Genomic DNA, 15,003 nt, shown 5'->3' with positions numbered 1-15,003 from the left:
GTCACCGCGGGCACAGGATCACTCAAACCGGGCCGCCTCGTCGCGCGACAGGGTCGCGGGCGATTCGCTCATGCCGCTGAAGCGCAGGCGCGTGAGGTCGCCGTTGGCCTCGCGCAACTCCACCTCACGCACATAGCGGTCGCCCGACAGGCGCACCGAGGTGAATGCCTGCGCCACCTGCCGCGAACGTGGCACCAGCGCCATCTTCCAGCCACGCGCCACAGGCTCCGCCTTCACCTCGAAGGTCGACGTCAGCGCCTTCATGTCGCCGCTCATCAGCGCGAACATCATCGCGTTGACACTGCGAAGCCCGGGCTGTTGCCGGCCATCGACTTCCAACCGGCGGCTGCCGTCGCGCTGGCGGCTGAGGATGCGGTCCTGCGTGATGACGGTTTCGGACGGGAACGGCGCCGTCGTCGACCACACCACGCCCTTGTCGCGCACCAGCAGGAAACGGCCATTCGAGCGCAGCGGATTCCTGAAGCCGGCCACCTGCTTTTCCTGGCTGAACTCGCCCCGCAACAGTGGCACCTGTGCCACCTGGGAACGCACTTCCGCCAACGGATCGGCGGACGCCGGGTTGACGATTCCACCCGCCATGAGGGCAAGCGCGAAAGCGGAAACGAGACTGCGGATCTTGTTCATGGCGCAGCGACTCCCAACCGTTCCCACAGGACAGGCGGGCACTGATACCGCATCTCGCCTGAAGCGGCGTCGACCGCCACCTGGATCGTGTGCGCGCGCGTCAGCACCTCGCCACTTCCGGCGTCGCGAATCTCGTAGTCCATCCTCAAGCGGTTCTCCCACTCGCTGATGCGGGCCGTCACGAGCAGGGCCTGCGCGTACCGCAGCGGGCGGATGTACTTCACGCGCGTATCGACGATCGGCCACATGTAGCCGGATGCATGCATCTGCGGGTAGTCGTAGTCGAACCGCTGCAGCAACGCGCAACGGGCGATTTCAAGGTACTTGAAGTAGTGGCCGTGCCAGACCACCTGCATGGCATCGCAATCGTGGAAGGCCGGGCTGAGCGGGATCTCGATCGCCAGGTCGGCGCGAAGGTCAGGCGGCATAGACATCCCAGCGTTCCTCCCGGATGTCGACCAGCAGCTGGCGCAGTTCGCCATCCAGTGCGCGATCCTCCTCGACCAGCGCGATGCGCGCCTGCAGGTCGGCGTACATCGTCGCCGGGCCTTCGCCCAGCGTGGATTGCAGCCCGACGCGCTCGCGCAGCGCCAGTGCCTGGCGTGCGGCGATCAGCATGCCGGCGACCACCTGCTCGGTCAGCTCGATCACGCGCAGACAATCGCGCGCGGCGATCGTGCCCATGCTGACCTTGTCCTGGTTGTGGCATTCGGTGGAACGCGAGAAGACCGAGGCCGGCATCGTCAGCTTCAAGGCCTCGGCGGTCCACGCCGACACGCTGATCTGCAACGCCTTCAGGCCGTGGTTGATCGCCGCGCGCGGCCCCGTCGCGCCGGACAGGTTCGCCGGCAGGCCGTGGTTGTAGCGCGCATCCACGATCAGGGCCAGCTGCCGGTCCAGCAAGTCGGCGACATTGGCCACGGTGTTCTTCAGCGAATCCATCGCGAACGCGATGTGTCCGCCATAGAAGTGGCCTCCGTGCAGGATCTGCTCGCGCTCGGGGTCGATCAGCGGATTGTCGTTGGCGCTGTTGAGTTCGGTCTCGATCAGCTGGCGCAGGAACGGCAATGCGTCTTCCAGCACGCCGATCACGTGCGGCGCGCAACGCAACGAGTAACGGTCCTGCAGGCGCTGCTCATTGCGGGGCGGCCGGTCGCTGTGCAGGTCTTCGCGCAACCGCTGCGCCACGCGCGACTGGCCGGGATGCGGCTTCGCGGCGAACAGCACGGCGTCGAAATGGTGCGCGTTGCCGTCGGCGGCCAGCACGTTGAACGCGGTCAACCGCGTCGCCAGGCGCGACAGGTATTCGGCGCGATGGAACGCCAGGCAGGCAAGCGCGGTCATCACGGCGGTCCCGTTCATGATCGCCAGTCCCTCCTTGGGACGCAGCGTCAGCGGCGCCATGCCGATCTCGGCGAGCGCGTCGCGTGCCGGACGCTGGCGCCCGCCGTGCATGACGTCGCGCTCGCCGCACAGCACGGCGGCCACGTACGACAGCGGCGTCAGGTCGCCGCTCGCACCGACCGATCCTTCCGCGGGAATCAGGGGCAGCACGTCGTGGCGCAGCAGCTTCGCCAACCCTTCCAGCAGCGGCACGCTGACACCTGACATGCCCCGCACCAGCGACGCCAGCCGCGCCGCCAGCACCGCACGTGTCTCGGTTTCGTCCAGGAAGCGGCCGAGGCCGCACCCATGGTAGGTGTACAGGTGGTGCGGCAGTTCCGCGACCAGTGCCGGCGGAATGTTCACCGTGCAGGAATCGCCATACCCGGTGGTGACGCCATAGATGACGCCCTCCTCCTCCAGCAGTCGACTGAGGAAGTCGGCGCCACGCGCGATGCGCGCCCGGAAGGCGGGATCTGCGGACAGCACCGGCGGCACGCGGCGCTGCGCCAGGGCGACGACGTCCTCGATGCGCAGCGGAGCGTCGCCGAAGACCGGCGCCACGGAGTCATTCATTGCGGGGCTCATGCGGTACCTGATCCCAGAAGGGGTAGAAGTTGAACCAGTCGTAGGGCGACAGGTGGACCTGCTGTTCCAGCCACCGCGCGAACTGTGCAGCGTAGCCGGCCAGGGCGGCATCGCGCGAGCCGCGCGGCAACGCGATGCGTTCGGCGAACGCGTCCATGCGCACCCGGTAGCCGTCGCCTTCATGCGTGCACGCCATGGTGAACACCGGGCACTTCAGCGCGGCACCCAGCACGTAGGCTCCGATCGGGAACGGGGCTTCATGGCCCAGGAAGGAGGCCGTCACCGTACGCCCGCCGCGCAGCGGGACACGATCGCCGGCGATGGCGACGAACTCGCCCCGCGCCACGCGCTCGGACAACCTCACCGCATCGGCGGGCCCCAGGTCCGTGACCTGGAGCAGTTCAACGCGCGTGGTCTCGTCCAGGCGACGCATCATGCGGTTGAAGCGCTCGGCGTGCGCCGTGTGCACCAGCGCCGTCAGGCGAAGGCCGGGAACCTGCTCGGCCATCACCTGGCAGAGCTCCAGGCATCCCAGGTGCCCGGTGACGATCAGCCCGCCCTCCCCCGACCTGACCCGCGCCAGCACGCCCTCCCGCTGCATGCGGACGCGTCCGATCGGGTAGCGGTGGCCCAGCGCGAGGATCTTGTCGAGCATCGTCTCGGCGAACATCGCGAAGTGGTGCAGGCTCTGCCACACGCCCGGCCGCGACGGCGGCACGCCCGAATGTGCATGCAGGCGCCGCAGGTACTGCAGCGACGCACGCCGCGCGGTGCCATTGAGCAGCCAATGCACGAGGACCACCGGATAGACGCACAAGCGGAAGGGCCAGCGCCCCAGCCAGCGATGCACCGCGCAGAGCAGCAGGATCCCGCGTACGGAGGTGGATTCGCCGATGTCGGCCCAGTGCTCGCTGCGCCGGCTCATGGCGACGCCACCGACCTGCGGCCGCGCAGCAGGCGCGGCAACCGCCGCACCATGCCGAAGAACAGCCGCGCATGCATGCGGCTGATGCGCACGTTGTCGCGCCATACGTCGAAGTGCGACACGCCATCGAGCGGATAGGTCACGCGCGTCGGCAGGTTGTGCACGCGGATGCCGCGCCAGAACAGGCGCACCAGCACCTCTACGTCGAAGTCCATGCGCCGCCCGATGGTCTCCTCGTCCATCAGTTTCAGCACCGGAGGCAGCGGATAGACTCGGAAGCCGCACATCGAATCGCGGATCGCGAAGGACACGGTATTGATCCACACCCATACGTGGGTGAGGTAGCGGCCGTAAAGCCGGCCCTTCGGCACGCTCTCGTCGTAGACCGGCACGCCACAGATCACGTCGCCCGGATGCGCCTGCGCCAGCGCGAGAAAGCGCGGAATGTCGGCGGGGTCGTGCTGGCCATCGGCATCGATCTGCAGCACATGGGTGTGCCCATGGCGGCTCGCGTCGCGGAACCCCGCCAGCACGGCGCCTCCCTTGCCCTGGTTCACCGGCAGCCGGAGCAGGCGCACCTGCGGCGCATGCAGCGCGGCCAGACGGTCGAGCTCGAGGGCGCACGCCGGGCCCGAGCCGTCATCCACCAGAAGGCAGGCGTTGCCGGTGTGTAGCACGCCCGCCACCATCGTGGCGATGGCGTGCTCGTGGTCGAACACCGGGATCACGACCAGCGGGCGGAAGGCGAGCAGCGGCGCCACGGATTCACCCCTCATGGGCGAACACCATGCGACCACTGGCATGCGGACCCTGCACGGAGGTGTAGCGGAACACGAGCGTGGCGCGATCCGCCTGCCATTCCAGGTCGAGGTGGATCAGGTCGCCGGGACGCGCCACGCGCTGGAACTTCAGCGCTTCCATGCGAAGGAAGCGCGGGGGAATCGCGAAGACCTCACGCGCAAGCTGTACCGCCCAGTCGAGTTGCGCGACCCCCGGCAGGACTGCGGCCTGGTTGAAATGGCCGTCGAAGACGGCGAGCGACGCGTCCAGCGACATGTCGGCGCGTGCGCGCGCCGACTCGCGGAGCGTCCAGCATGTGGCAGGGCGCTCGGGGCGGAACAGGGCGGTCAGTGCCGCCTCGGTGACCTTGCCTTGCGCGTTGGTCGGCAACGCCGTCGCGAAGCGCCAGCGCCGCGGCCGGGTCACCGCATCCTGCATCTCCGCCAGATGCCGCGACAACGACTGCGACAGCGCACGCCGGGCCATCGCGTCTTGCGGCACCGGCACGCCGTCGGCCATCGCGACGACGGCCGCCAGCGCGCTGCGCGCGCCACCGAGCAGCAGCACGCGCGCCTCCCTAACCGCCGGGTGCGCCTGGATCCGGCGCTCCAGCGCATCCAGCGAGACGCGACGCTCTTCCACTTTCACGATACGGTCTGCCCGGCCCAGCAGACGGAATCCGCCCGCACCATCCGCTTCCGCGCGGTCCTGGCTGCGCCACCACGCGTCGCCGGCTAGGTGCGGCGAATGCACTTCGAGCACGCCTTCCTGCAACCGCCAGTCGACGCCGGGCAACGGCGTCCAGACCGGAACTTCCGTCTCCCAGCGGCGCCAGGCGATGCCGCCGGTCTCGCTGCTGCCCAGGATCTCGGTGGGCGGCACGCCCAGCAGCCGGGCCACATCGTGCGCAGCATCGGCGGGCAACGCGCCACCCGACGAGAACACCGCGCGCAGCCGCCCATGCAGCGATGCCCATGACAGCTGCGCCGGCAAGCGCTTGAGGTGCGCCGGACTGGCGACCAGCACCGCGTCCTGGCCGTCCATCGCGGCCAGCAGATCTTCGGGGAAGAACGCACGCGGCACGATGGCGCGGCCCGCGGCCAGCGGCCACAACACCCGGAACAGCAGGCCGTAGATATGCTGGTGCGACACGGTGCCATGCACCGCCACGCCGTCCAGGCCGCGCCCGAGCGCGGCTTCCAGCGCATGCACCTCGGCGTCGAGCTGCCGCAGGCGCTTCTCGATGGCGACCGGCTCGCCCGTGCTTCCGGAAGTGAAGACGACGAGACGCGTGGCGTCCGCGTCCAGCGGGCGCGCCGCGCAGGAGGCGTCCGGCAGATCATCCGGCGACGCGGCATCGCTCTCGAGCCAGTCGCCCGCGAAACCGTCCACGTGCGCGCGCAGGCGGGCCTGGGTGCCTGCCAGCGCGTCGCCCGGCAACACCACGGTCTTGCCCGCATGCCACGCGCCATACAGGGCGGCGGCGAAGCGCGAGGCGTCATCGAAATGCAGCGCCCAACTCGACCCCGGCAGACGGTGGAACGTCGCCTGCCAGCGCAGCGCCTCGTGCTGGAACACCGCATGGTCCGCCGACTCGCTTCCCGCCGCGATGAACGCCCGTCCCGGCAACGGGTGCAGCGCGACCTCGCCCAGCGAGCGCCACTCAGTCATGGCGATGTCCTGCCTTCACCCGCTGGCGCACCAGCCACTCGCCGCCGAACAACAGGCCGATCAGTCCGTAGGCGATCAATCCGTTGTAGAGCGCCCACGTCCGGTCGGACGTCCACAGCGCCGTGACCAGCGCGAGCGCGCCATTGAGCACGAAGAAGCCGCACCACACCTGGGTGACGCGGCGCGTGTAGGCCACGCCGGCGGGCGGGAGGTCGGGCTCGGTCAGCCGCGCGATGCGCTCCACCGCCGACGGCGGAAACGCCAGGCTGCTCGCGAACACGACCAGCATCACCGCATTGATCAGGGTCGGATAGAGCTTGAGCGGCAACGCCTGGTTGAACACGGTGGCCAGGGCCGCAAGCAGTGCGGCGCCCGCGGCCGCCACCAGCCAGACCGCCTGGCGCGTCGCGATGGCGCGCAGCACCGCGAGGGCCAGCAGCAGGACCGCCAGCCAGCGCGGCTCGAAGCGACCCATCGCCCAATAGACCACCAGCGGGTAAGCCACCGACAACGCCACGAAGATGGCCGCGCCTATCCGGGACACGGGCACGCGGCCTGCGCTCAGGCGGCTTGGTCGCGGATCAGGCCGTACAGCACGTCCACGATGTCCTGCACCGTGCGCACCGACTTGAAGGCATCCGGCTGCAGGCTGCGGCCCAGCAGCGGCTTCAGCTGCACGATCAAGTCCACCGCATCGATGCTGTCGATGTCGAGGTCATCGTAGAGCCGGGCGTCGGGCGTGATGCGCGCGGGCTCGATCTCGAAGCTGTCATGCAGGATCGTCACGATCCGGTCGAAAAGTTCGTTCTTGGTCATCTTGCCAGTCCTGCCGTCCCTGCTCAGGCCTTGCCTTGCGAGGCGACGAAGTCCGCCAGGGCACGCACGCTGGCGAAATGCCGGCGGGTTTCCTGCGAATCGGCGGAGAGCGCCACGCCGTAGCGCTTCTGCAGCGCAAGGCCCAGTTCGAGCGCGTCGATCGAATCCAGTCCCAGCCCCTCCACGAACAGCGGGGCGCCGGTATCGATGTCGTCGGGGGTGATGTCCTCCAGCGACAGCGATGAAATGATCAATTCCTTGATCTCGTGCTCAAGTGCCTGCACGCGATGGATCTCCCGCAAAGTAGTTGGCCAGATGTTCCGTGAGCCGCCGGGCTGCCAGCGCCTCTCCCCCCGCCGCTGGATCCGCCCCCTCCATTCCGTTCAGGAACGGGGCGATCGGCAGGTCTTCCTGAACATCGATCACCATGTGGAATCGCACCGGCGGCACACGATACCACTTCTCCCCTTTCCCCAGCGTCAGCGGCGAGCACGTGATCCGCACCGGCGTGATGTCCAGCGCGCCGCGCACCGCGATGTTCGCGGCCCCGCGCTGCAGCTTCAACGGCTGCCCCGGCGTGGTCCGGGTTCCTTCCGGGAAGATCACCAGCGCGCCACCGGCGCGGACCGCGGCAATGCAGTCTTCCACCAGCCCTGCGCCGTCGTCGTTGGCGACGTAGCCTGCGGCACGCACGGGGCCGCGCATGAACGGATTGCGCGCCACCGCCGACTTCACCACGCAATCCGCGTTGGGAAGCAGCGACACCAGCAGGACGACATCGATCAGCGTCGGGTGGTTGGCAAGGACCAGCAGGCCCCTGCGCGCCAGCCGCTCGCGGCCCCGGATCTCGTACGTCATCAGCCCCAGGCGGCGCATCAGTTCGACATGGGCGGCGAAACTGCGCTGGACGATGCGCCGGGACCAGCGGCGGCGGCGCTCGGGGTCACGCACCAGCCACAGCATCGGCGGCAGCACGAACACGCCCAGGAACAACCCGCCGATGCCGAACGCAAGGAAGCTCAGTCCGGTACCTAACACGCGCCAGGCACGGTCGACGCGCTCACGCATCGCGCTGCCACCGCCATGTCATGCCGTCGGCCCGCCATTGCCATGCCGCCTCGCCCGACAGCAGGAAGCGCAGGACCTCCAGACCGTGCGGCAAGGTGGCGGCCGCGAGCTCCGATTCACCCGCCTCGCCCTCCCACGCCAGCCGCAACGCTGGCGCCGAGCCGTCGGCAGGCGCGATACGCCAGCACCAGGCGAAACCGGCGTCCGGCTCGTCCGCGAAGCTGGCGTAGATCCCGGGCAGCGGCGCTTCGTACACCACCAGCAGCACCTCCGGCGCCCCATCCGCCAGCAATACCGCCGCCTCGACGCACGCGGCTTCTACCGTCGCCATGCCACCGGCCAGGGCGATGTAGTTGCCGCGCTCCCGTCGCAGGATCGAGTACAGCGCCGCGATGGCGTTGTGCACCGACAGGCCGAACGTGGTGGGCGACGGTGGTTGCTCAGTCGCTAGGGCTTCCAGCAGTTCCATCGAACGCGCCACGTCGCCGTGCCGCGACGCGAAGATGAGGGGCGTGCCGTTTTCTTCAGCGCGCTGGCACCAGAACGCCGTCTGGATCGCCATCCGCCCGAGCCGTTCGATGCGCCTTCGCTGCATTGCGGGCACCTCGGCCAACGCCGGAGTTTCTTCGCCAACCGGCAGCCACGGGGCGGTGGCCCACGCACGCCAAGCGTCGCGGTCCACCAGACCGGGCGCCCATGCGGACCATTCCTTCACTGAAAACGCGATCATCCGCCTTGCGATGCCTCTCGATGTCCGGTCGCTTATTTCAACCGCATGCACCTTCCACCGCCAGCCGTGAAATTTTTCGTAACGGATGCTTGCGCATCGGAAATTGCCTAGCTATCATTCCGCTCCTGCCAGCACGTGGGGCCATAGCTCAGCTGGGAGAGCGCCTGCATGGCATGCAGGAGGTCGGCGGTTCGATCCCGCCTGGCTCCACCAACTTCCGGACAATAGGCCGTCCGGAGTGAAATCTGGCAACAACTTTCGTGCGTCCCCATCGTCTAGAGGCCTAGGACATTACCCTTTCACGGTAGCGACCGGGGTTCGAATCCCCGTGGGGACGCCAATCTTTCAAGGCCCGGGAAACCGGGCCTTTCTTTTTGCCTTCGCCGAGCGCGAGCGCGGCCCCGAAGACATCCACGCGAACATCACGAGGGCGCGCGTAAAAACCTCGGAGGGCCACCGGACCTCCCACCGCGTGGCGCAGCAGTACCCACCCTCCCCGGTCGCCGCCATGACACACGACACCCTTGTAGACGAGCTGGTTTCCCACGTGCCGCTGCATCGGGACACGCGATGGAGTGCAGGATCGCTGGGACTGGACGAGGCGACGTTCGACGCCATCGCGCTTCGCCTGCTGGCACTGGAAGCGCGGGGTGCGGTCGACGTGACGAATCTTTCCCGCGACAACCGTCACGGCCTGAGCCGGCTCAACGCCATCCGCTTCGTTCGCGTGGCCTGAATCACCGGCAAGGCGATGCGACGTCAGGCGACGTCGCGCGCCGTCGTGACGGGTCGCAATGTCGCCACGCCATGCCCCTGCTCGCCCAGGTACTCGAGCCATTTGCCGAGGAAGGTATTCATGCGCATGCGGTGGCTGATGACTTCCGCCGGCGGGGGATACAGGCCGATGACGTCCTGCCATCGCCGGCCGACATAACAGTGCGTCGCCTCGGCCTGGTGTGCATCGCGATACAGTCGGACGAACGCGGACGGGTCCGGTTCGCCGGTCAGCGGGTCGCAGATGTCGTAGGTCAGGCGCAACTCGACCGTGTACCGATGGGTCTCGATGACATCCAGGCGTACGTCGAGCCCATCGCCGATACGGGAGACGTAAGTACCGACCGCCAGGTGCTCCGGCGCGAACAGGCGCGTCAGCCGTGCGTGGTTTTCCGCGTAGAGCGCCATCAGCCAGCCGAAGCGGCCAAGCCGGGGAATGCGGGCGTTACGTGCGAGTGCCTGGGACATGGTCCGATCCTACACGCGGTTGCGCGCCCGCGGCAGCATTGACGCCTCGCTGGGTGCGGCCTAAGTTAAGGGTTCCCGGGACCACCGCCGGGCCCGGCCTCCCTCAGTACATGTCGCGCTGCAGGCCCAGCGTGGAAAGCACCTTGCTGGAAATCTCCTCGATCGACTTGTTGGTGGTGCTGAGCGTGGGCAGCCGTTCCACCTGGAACATCGCCTCGGCCGCGGCCACCTCGCGCTTGCAGGTTTCCATCTTCGCGTAGCTGGAGTTGGGGCGGCGCTCCTGCCGGATCTGGTGCAGGCGATCAGGATCGATGGTCAACGCGAACAGCTTGCGCCGATAGGGGCGCAGTCGCGGCGGCAGCCTGTCGGTCTCGAGATCGCCATCGGTCAAGGGATAGTTCGCTGCGCGGATGCCGTAATGCAACGCCAGGTAGACGCAGGTGGGCGTCTTGCCCGCACGCGATACGGCCACCAGGATCACGTCGGCCTCGTCGTAGTTCACCGCCATGCCGTCGTCGTGGGTCAGCGCGAAATTCATCGCATTGATTCGCCGGTGGTAGGTCTCGAAATCCACGAGGCCGTGCGCCTGCCCCACGCGCGACTGGCGCTGCTGGCCGAGTTCGCGCTCCAGCGGCTCGATGAAGGGGGCGAACACGTCGAGCATCAGTGCGCCGCTTTCGGCGACCAGTGCGCTCAGCGCCGGATCCACGCACGAGTTGATGACGATGGGCCGGCTGCCGAGCTTCTCGCCCATGCGGCGGATGCGGTCGGCGGCGTCGCGCGCTTTTTCCTCGTCGTCGACGAACGACAGCCGGTCGGTCTGGAAACGCATGCCGGCGAACTGGGTCAGCAGGCTGTGGCCGATGGTCTCGGCGGTGATACCGGTGCCATCGGACACGTAGAACACGGGGCGCAGCTCAGACATGCCCTTTCCTTCCCTGCTTCATCATGGAAACCCCTGTCAGATCAAGCTTGTCTGCAATTGGTATGCACTGCATCATAGCGCCTCTTTCCCCATGGACACGGCACCCCACGCCGATGGTCATCGGCATGGCGCGGCCTGCTTCGGAGCATTGCGCTTGAACGAGAACATCCTGTGGTTGCACGAGCTGCGCCTGGCCGACCTGGCCCGCGTAGGTGGCAAGAATTCGTCACTGGGCGAAATGATCGGCCACCTGGCCAAGCTGGGGGTGTCGGTCCCCGGAGGCTATGCGACCACCGCGGAGGCGTTCAAGGCCTTCATCGCGCACAACGACCTGTCCAAGCGCATCTTCGACAAGCTGGCCACGCTGGATGTCGAGGATGTCGCGGCTTTGACGGCCGCCGGCAAGGAGATCCGCGGCTGGGTCATCGACGCACCGCTGCAGCCCGACCTGGATGCCGACATCCGCGCTGCCTACGCGACGCTGTCCTCCGAAAACGGCGGCGGCGACATCGCCGTGGCCGTGCGCTCGTCGGCTACCGCCGAGGACCTGCCCGACGCGTCGTTCGCCGGCCAGCAGGAAACCTTCCTCAACGTCACCGGCGCCGACGATGTCGTGCACAAGGTGAAGGAAGTCTTCGCCAGCCTCTACAACGACCGCGCCATCGCCTACCGCGTGCACCATGGCTTCAAGCACGAGGACGTGTTCCTGTCGGCCGGCGTGCAGCTGATGGTGCGCTCCGGCGTCGGCGCCTCGGGCGTCCTGTTCACGCTGGACACCGAATCCGGTTTCCGCGACGTGGTGTTCGTGACCTCGAGCTTCGGCCTGGGCGAGATGGTCGTACAGGGCGCTGTGAATCCTGACGAGTTCTACGTGTACAAGCCGACGCTGAAACAGGGCAAGCCGGCCATCCTTCGCCGCGCGCTCGGCAGCAAGGCGCTGCGCATGGTGTATTCGGACGTACCCGGCGAACGCGTCCGCACGGAAGACACGCCGGCAAACCTGCGTGCCACCTTTTCCATCACCGATGAGGATGTGCACGAACTGTCGAAGCAGGCCCTGGTCATCGAGCAGCATTACGGCCGCCCGATGGACATCGAGTGGGCGAAGGACGGCGTCACCGGCAAGCTCTTCATCGTGCAGGCGCGCCCGGAGACCGTGAAGTCGCGCGCCAAGGCCACGCAGATCGAGCGGTATGCGCTGGAGAAGCGTGGCGAGGTGATCGCCGAGGGGCGCGCCATCGGCCAGAAGATCGGCAGCGGCGTCGCTCGCGTGGTGCGCTCGCTGGACGACATGGCCCGCGTGCAGCCGGGTGACGTGCTGGTGGCGGACATGACCGACCCCGACTGGGAGCCGGTGATGAAGCGCGCCAGCGCCATCGTCACCAACCGCGGCGGCCGCACCTGCCACGCGGCGATCATCGCGCGCGAGCTCGGCGTGCCGGCCGTGGTCGGGACAGGCAACGCACTGGACCTGATCGACGACGGCGTCGAGGTCACGGTGAGCTGTGCGGAAGGCGACACTGGCTTCATCTACGCCGGCAACCTTCCCTTCGAGCGCACCACCACCGATCTGGCGGCGATGCCCGAAGCGCCGTTGAAGATCATGATGAACGTGGCCAACCCCGAGCGCGCGTTCGATTTCGGCCAGTTGCCGAATGCCGGCATAGGCCTGGCACGACTTGAAATGATCATCGCCAGCCATATCGGCGTGCATCCGCTCGCGCTGCTGGAATACGATCGCCAGGACCTGGACGTCCGCAGGAAGATCGACGCCAAGACCGCCGGCTACGCCGATCCGGTCAGCTTCTACGTGGAGCGCCTGGCCGAGGGCATCGCGACCATCACCGCGTCGGTCGCGCCGCATCCGGTGATCGTGCGCCTGTCGGACTTCAAGTCCAACGAGTACGCCAACCTGATCGGCGGCAGCCGCTACGAGCCGCATGAAGAAAACCCGATGATCGGCTTCCGCGGCGCGAGCCGTTACGTCGATCCGTCGTTCGAACCGGCCTTCGCGCTGGAATGCCAGGCCGTGCGGCGCGTGCGCGACGAGATGGGGCTGGACAACCTGTGGGTGATGATCCCGTTCGTGCGCACGCTGGAGGAAGGCCGCAAGGTCATCGACGTGCTCGCGAAGCACGGTCTGCGCCAGGGCGAGAACGGACTCAAGATCATCATGATGTGCGAGGTGCCGTCGAACGCGCTGCTCGCCGAGGAATTCCTCGACATCTTCGACGGCTTCTCGATCGGGTCGAACGACCTGACCCAGCTGACACTCGGACTGGATCGCGATTCCAGCATCGTCGCGAACCTGTTCGACGAGCGGAATCCGGCGGTCAAGAAGATGCTCTCGATGGCGATCAAGGCCGCACGCAGCAAGGGCAAGTACGTCGGCATCTGCGGCCAGGGCCCCAGCGACCATCCCGATCTCGCCGAGTGGCTGATGGCTGAAGGCATCGAATCGGTATCGCTGAATCCCGACACAGTCGTCGACACTTGGCTGCGCCTGGCGAAGACCAAGGCGGGCTGACCGCCCGCGCGACCGTCTTCACGCGAACGCGGTTACCATCGTCCGGTAGACACAGCACGCCCCTGATGGGGCGTGCTGCATTTCAGGAGTCCTGCATGTCCGCATCCCCCGCCTCGTCCCCGGCCCTCCCCGCCATTCCCACCCAACCCGACGTCCTGCTCAAGGAGCTGCGCGGCATCGACTGGCTCCAGCTCCTGGAGACCTGGGGCCTGAAGCTGCTGGCCGCGGCCGTCATCTTCCTGATCGGCATGTGGCTGGCGAAACGCCTGAGCGCGGGCCTCGAGCGCGTGCTGGGCCGCACGCATGCGGACGCGACGCTGGGCGGCTTCCTGCGCCGCGCAAGCTACGCGGCCATGATGGTGCTGGTCATCATCACCGCGCTCACCTCGCTGGGCGTAAATCCGACCTCGATGCTCGCGGTGCTCGGTGCCGCCGGCCTGGCGGTGGGCTTGGCATTGAAGGATTCGCTGTCGAACATCGCCTCCGGCGTGATGCTGATCGTGCTGCGCCCTTTCCGCGATGGCGACTTCGTGCAAGCCGGCGGGTTGGAAGGCATCGTCGAGGAGGTGCGCATCTTCCAGACCCGCATGCGCACGCTCGACAACCGCCTGATCGTGCTTCCGAACAGCCTGATCACCACCGCGCCGATCATCAACTTCACCGCCAAGCCACATCGCCGCATCGACATCCCGGTGGGCGTCGGCTACGACGACGATCTCAAGCAGGCCAAGTCCATCCTGCTGAAGATCGCACAGGACCATCCGCTCGTGCTGGATGAGCCGGCGCCCAGCGTGATCGTCAGCAAGCTGAGCGAGAGCAGCGTCGACCTGATCCTGCTGGCGTGGACGAAGACCAAGGATTTCGGCGAGACCAGGAGCGACCTCACCGAGGCCGTACGCACCGAGATCATCGGCCAAGGGCTCAACATCCCCTATCCGCAACGCGACCTGCACGTCTACCACCACAACGGCGATGGGGCGCCGCTGGGCGATATCGTCACCAAGGGCGTGGCCGACGACGGCGATGTGGCGAAGCCGGCCACGTAGCGTGCGCCGTGCGCACGACGCGCGGTGATGGTTCCAGAGCGGCGTGCGCATGGCGCACACCAGGTCACTCGCCGGCGAGCGCCGCCATGTGCTTGCGGTAGTGGCGCAGTTCCTCGATGGAATCGCGCACGTCGCTAAGTGCCGTATGGCTGGCCTGCTTGCGCACCCCTTCCAGCACCTGCGGCGCCCAGCGTCGCGCCAGCTCCTTCAGCGTACTGACGTCCAGGTTGCGGTAGTGGAAGTACTTCTCCAGCCTCGGCATCAGCCGATGCAGGAAGCGGCGGTCCTGGCAGATCGAGTTGCCGCACATCGGCGAAGCGCCCGCCGGCAGCCACTCGGCCAGGAAGGCCACCGTCTGCGCTTCGGCCTGCCCCAGCGACACGTCGCTTTCCACCACGCGCTTCCACAGCCCCGACCGGCCATGCTGGTTCCGGTTCCAGTCGTCCATCGCCTCCAGCACGGAGACCGGATGCGCGATCGCGAACTCGGGACCCTCCGCCAGCACGTTCAACTTCGAATCGGTCACCACGGTGGCGATTTCCAGGATGGAATCGCGATCGGTATCCAATCCTGTCATCTCCAGGTCGATCCAGATCAGGCGGTCATTGTTCGCGTTGTTCGAGGCCATGCGGGAATCCGTGACGGAGAGAAAGCCCG

The 15,003-nt window shown here is 67.5% G+C and carries 17 protein-coding genes and 2 tRNA genes; 5 read left to right on the top strand and 14 right to left on the bottom strand.

Annotation, left to right across the window (positions count from 1 at the left end):
• Positions 1-18 precede the first annotated feature (18 nt).
• From Q0907_RS16995 to Q0907_RS16945, 11 genes are read right to left on the bottom strand one after another with little or no spacing between them, the layout of a single operon-like run.
• The gene (locus Q0907_RS16995; protein WP_343229825.1) at positions 19-645 is read right to left on the bottom strand and encodes an outer membrane lipoprotein carrier protein LolA; all 627 of its coding nucleotides are present in this window, start codon (positions 643-645) and stop codon (positions 19-21) included.
• A complete protein-coding gene (locus tag Q0907_RS16990) occupies positions 642-1,073 on the bottom strand; it encodes a thioesterase family protein (RefSeq protein WP_299347053.1) in 432 nt (143 codons plus the stop codon). Before Q0907_RS16990 ends, Q0907_RS16995 begins: the two co-directional genes overlap by 4 nt.
• Complete coding sequence (locus Q0907_RS16985) at positions 1,063-2,604, bottom strand: aromatic amino acid ammonia-lyase (RefSeq protein ID WP_299347007.1); 1,542 nt, start codon at positions 2,602-2,604, stop codon at positions 1,063-1,065. Before Q0907_RS16985 ends, Q0907_RS16990 begins: the two co-directional genes overlap by 11 nt.
• Positions 2,597-3,541, bottom strand: coding sequence for an acyltransferase (locus Q0907_RS16980; protein WP_299347005.1), 945 nt, complete (start codon positions 3,539-3,541; stop codon positions 2,597-2,599). Before Q0907_RS16980 ends, Q0907_RS16985 begins: the two co-directional genes overlap by 8 nt.
• On the bottom strand, positions 3,538-4,317 hold the full coding sequence (locus tag Q0907_RS16975; RefSeq protein WP_299347003.1) for a glycosyltransferase family 2 protein: 780 nt from the start codon (positions 4,315-4,317) through the stop codon (positions 3,538-3,540). Before Q0907_RS16975 ends, Q0907_RS16980 begins: the two co-directional genes overlap by 4 nt.
• Positions 4,307-5,992 carry an AMP-binding protein gene (locus Q0907_RS16970; RefSeq protein ID WP_299347002.1) on the bottom strand — a complete coding sequence of 562 codons (1,686 nt, stop codon included), beginning with the start codon at positions 5,990-5,992 and terminating at the stop codon, positions 4,307-4,309. The genes Q0907_RS16975 and Q0907_RS16970 overlap by 11 nt, the downstream gene beginning before the upstream one ends.
• Positions 5,985-6,536, bottom strand: coding sequence for a hypothetical protein (locus Q0907_RS16965; RefSeq protein ID WP_299347000.1), 552 nt, complete (start codon positions 6,534-6,536; stop codon positions 5,985-5,987). The genes Q0907_RS16970 and Q0907_RS16965 overlap by 8 nt, the downstream gene beginning before the upstream one ends.
• A 17-nt stretch (positions 6,537-6,553) precedes the next feature.
• Positions 6,554-6,808, bottom strand: a complete 255-nt coding sequence (locus Q0907_RS16960; protein ID WP_296282276.1) for an acyl carrier protein — start codon at positions 6,806-6,808, stop codon at positions 6,554-6,556.
• A gap of 23 nt (positions 6,809-6,831) precedes the next feature.
• Positions 6,832-7,092 carry a phosphopantetheine-binding protein gene (locus Q0907_RS16955; RefSeq protein ID WP_162337822.1) on the bottom strand — a complete coding sequence of 87 codons (261 nt, stop codon included), beginning with the start codon at positions 7,090-7,092 and terminating at the stop codon, positions 6,832-6,834.
• Positions 7,079-7,876: a lysophospholipid acyltransferase family protein gene (locus Q0907_RS16950; protein WP_299346997.1), complete on the bottom strand. Its 798-nt coding sequence runs from the start codon at positions 7,874-7,876 to the stop codon at positions 7,079-7,081. The genes Q0907_RS16955 and Q0907_RS16950 overlap by 14 nt, the downstream gene beginning before the upstream one ends.
• The gene (locus Q0907_RS16945) at positions 7,869-8,606 is read right to left on the bottom strand and encodes a beta-ketoacyl synthase chain length factor (RefSeq protein ID WP_299346996.1); all 738 of its coding nucleotides are present in this window, start codon (positions 8,604-8,606) and stop codon (positions 7,869-7,871) included. The genes Q0907_RS16950 and Q0907_RS16945 overlap by 8 nt, the downstream gene beginning before the upstream one ends.
• 137 nt (positions 8,607-8,743) lie before the next feature.
• Between Q0907_RS16945 and Q0907_RS16940 the strand changes: the two genes are divergently transcribed.
• The 3 genes from Q0907_RS16940 to Q0907_RS16930 all read left to right on the top strand — a co-directional run bounded on the left by Q0907_RS16940 (position 8,744) and on the right by Q0907_RS16930 (position 9,342).
• Positions 8,744-8,819 (top strand) — tRNA-Ala (locus tag Q0907_RS16940).
• Positions 8,820-8,870: 51 nt separating this feature from the next.
• Positions 8,871-8,946, top strand: a tRNA-Glu gene (locus tag Q0907_RS16935).
• Between the two features lie 168 nt (positions 8,947-9,114).
• The gene (locus Q0907_RS16930) at positions 9,115-9,342 is read left to right on the top strand and encodes a hypothetical protein (RefSeq protein ID WP_296282284.1); all 228 of its coding nucleotides are present in this window, start codon (positions 9,115-9,117) and stop codon (positions 9,340-9,342) included.
• Between the two features lie 23 nt (positions 9,343-9,365).
• On the opposite strand, the gene Q0907_RS16925 is transcribed toward Q0907_RS16930, so the two are convergent.
• Together Q0907_RS16925 and Q0907_RS16920 are read right to left on the bottom strand one after the other, a co-directional pair.
• Positions 9,366-9,848 (bottom strand): DUF1249 domain-containing protein, encoded by a 483-nt coding sequence (locus tag Q0907_RS16925; protein ID WP_296282286.1) that lies wholly within the window; start codon positions 9,846-9,848, stop codon positions 9,366-9,368.
• Positions 9,849-9,951: 103 nt separating this feature from the next.
• Entirely contained in the window at positions 9,952-10,773 is an 822-nt protein-coding gene (locus Q0907_RS16920) for a pyruvate, water dikinase regulatory protein (RefSeq protein ID WP_296282287.1), read from the bottom strand.
• A 154-nt stretch (positions 10,774-10,927) separates the two neighbouring features.
• On the opposite strand from Q0907_RS16920, the gene ppsA reads away from it, so the two are divergent.
• Positions 10,928-13,300 carry a phosphoenolpyruvate synthase gene (ppsA, locus tag Q0907_RS16915; RefSeq protein WP_299346993.1) on the top strand — a complete coding sequence of 791 codons (2,373 nt, stop codon included), beginning with the start codon at positions 10,928-10,930 and terminating at the stop codon, positions 13,298-13,300.
• Between the two features lie 65 nt (positions 13,301-13,365).
• The gene (locus Q0907_RS16910) at positions 13,366-14,346 is read left to right on the top strand and encodes a mechanosensitive ion channel domain-containing protein (protein WP_299346991.1); all 981 of its coding nucleotides are present in this window, start codon (positions 13,366-13,368) and stop codon (positions 14,344-14,346) included.
• 64 nt (positions 14,347-14,410) lie between these two features.
• Here Q0907_RS16910 and orn read toward each other — a convergent pair whose 3' ends face one another.
• A complete protein-coding gene (gene orn, locus Q0907_RS16905; protein ID WP_296282290.1) occupies positions 14,411-14,974 on the bottom strand; it encodes an oligoribonuclease in 564 nt (187 codons plus the stop codon).
• Between the last annotated feature and the right edge of the window lie 29 nt (positions 14,975-15,003).

This window comes from uncultured Pseudoxanthomonas sp. (assembly GCF_947498795.1).
Classification (GTDB): Bacteria; Pseudomonadota; Gammaproteobacteria; order Xanthomonadales; family Xanthomonadaceae; genus Pseudoxanthomonas_A.
The sequence above is the reverse complement of the archived record's forward strand: the minus strand, read 5'-3'. Positions and strand labels throughout refer to the sequence as shown.

Excerpts from the sequence above, each read along its gene's own strand:
- Q0907_RS16995 (WP_343229825.1), bottom strand. The coding sequence starts at position 645 with ATGAACAAGATCCGCAGTCTCGTTTCCGCTTTCGCGCTTGCCCTCATG.
- Q0907_RS16990 (WP_299347053.1), bottom strand. The coding sequence starts at position 1,073 with ATGCCGCCTGACCTTCGCGCCGACCTGGCGATCGAGATCCCGCTCAGC.
- Q0907_RS16985 (WP_299347007.1), bottom strand. The coding sequence starts at position 2,604 with ATGAATGACTCCGTGGCGCCGGTCTTCGGCGACGCTCCGCTGCGCATC.
- Q0907_RS16980 (WP_299347005.1), bottom strand. The coding sequence starts at position 3,541 with ATGAGCCGGCGCAGCGAGCACTGGGCCGACATCGGCGAATCCACCTCC.
- Q0907_RS16975 (WP_299347003.1), bottom strand. The coding sequence starts at position 4,317 with ATGAGGGGTGAATCCGTGGCGCCGCTGCTCGCCTTCCGCCCGCTGGTC.
- Q0907_RS16970 (WP_299347002.1), bottom strand. The coding sequence starts at position 5,992 with ATGACTGAGTGGCGCTCGCTGGGCGAGGTCGCGCTGCACCCGTTGCCG.
- Q0907_RS16960 (WP_296282276.1), bottom strand. The coding sequence starts at position 6,808 with ATGACCAAGAACGAACTTTTCGACCGGATCGTGACGATCCTGCATGAC.
- Q0907_RS16950 (WP_299346997.1), bottom strand. The coding sequence starts at position 7,876 with ATGCGTGAGCGCGTCGACCGTGCCTGGCGCGTGTTAGGTACCGGACTG.
- Q0907_RS16945 (WP_299346996.1), bottom strand. The coding sequence starts at position 8,606 with ATGATCGCGTTTTCAGTGAAGGAATGGTCCGCATGGGCGCCCGGTCTG.
- Q0907_RS16930 (WP_296282284.1), top strand. The coding sequence starts at position 9,115 with ATGACACACGACACCCTTGTAGACGAGCTGGTTTCCCACGTGCCGCTG.
- Q0907_RS16925 (WP_296282286.1), bottom strand. The coding sequence starts at position 9,848 with ATGTCCCAGGCACTCGCACGTAACGCCCGCATTCCCCGGCTTGGCCGC.
- Q0907_RS16920 (WP_296282287.1), bottom strand. The coding sequence starts at position 10,773 with ATGTCTGAGCTGCGCCCCGTGTTCTACGTGTCCGATGGCACCGGTATC.
- Q0907_RS16910 (WP_299346991.1), top strand. The coding sequence starts at position 13,366 with ATGGGGCGTGCTGCATTTCAGGAGTCCTGCATGTCCGCATCCCCCGCC.
- orn (WP_296282290.1), bottom strand. The coding sequence starts at position 14,974 with ATGGCCTCGAACAACGCGAACAATGACCGCCTGATCTGGATCGACCTG.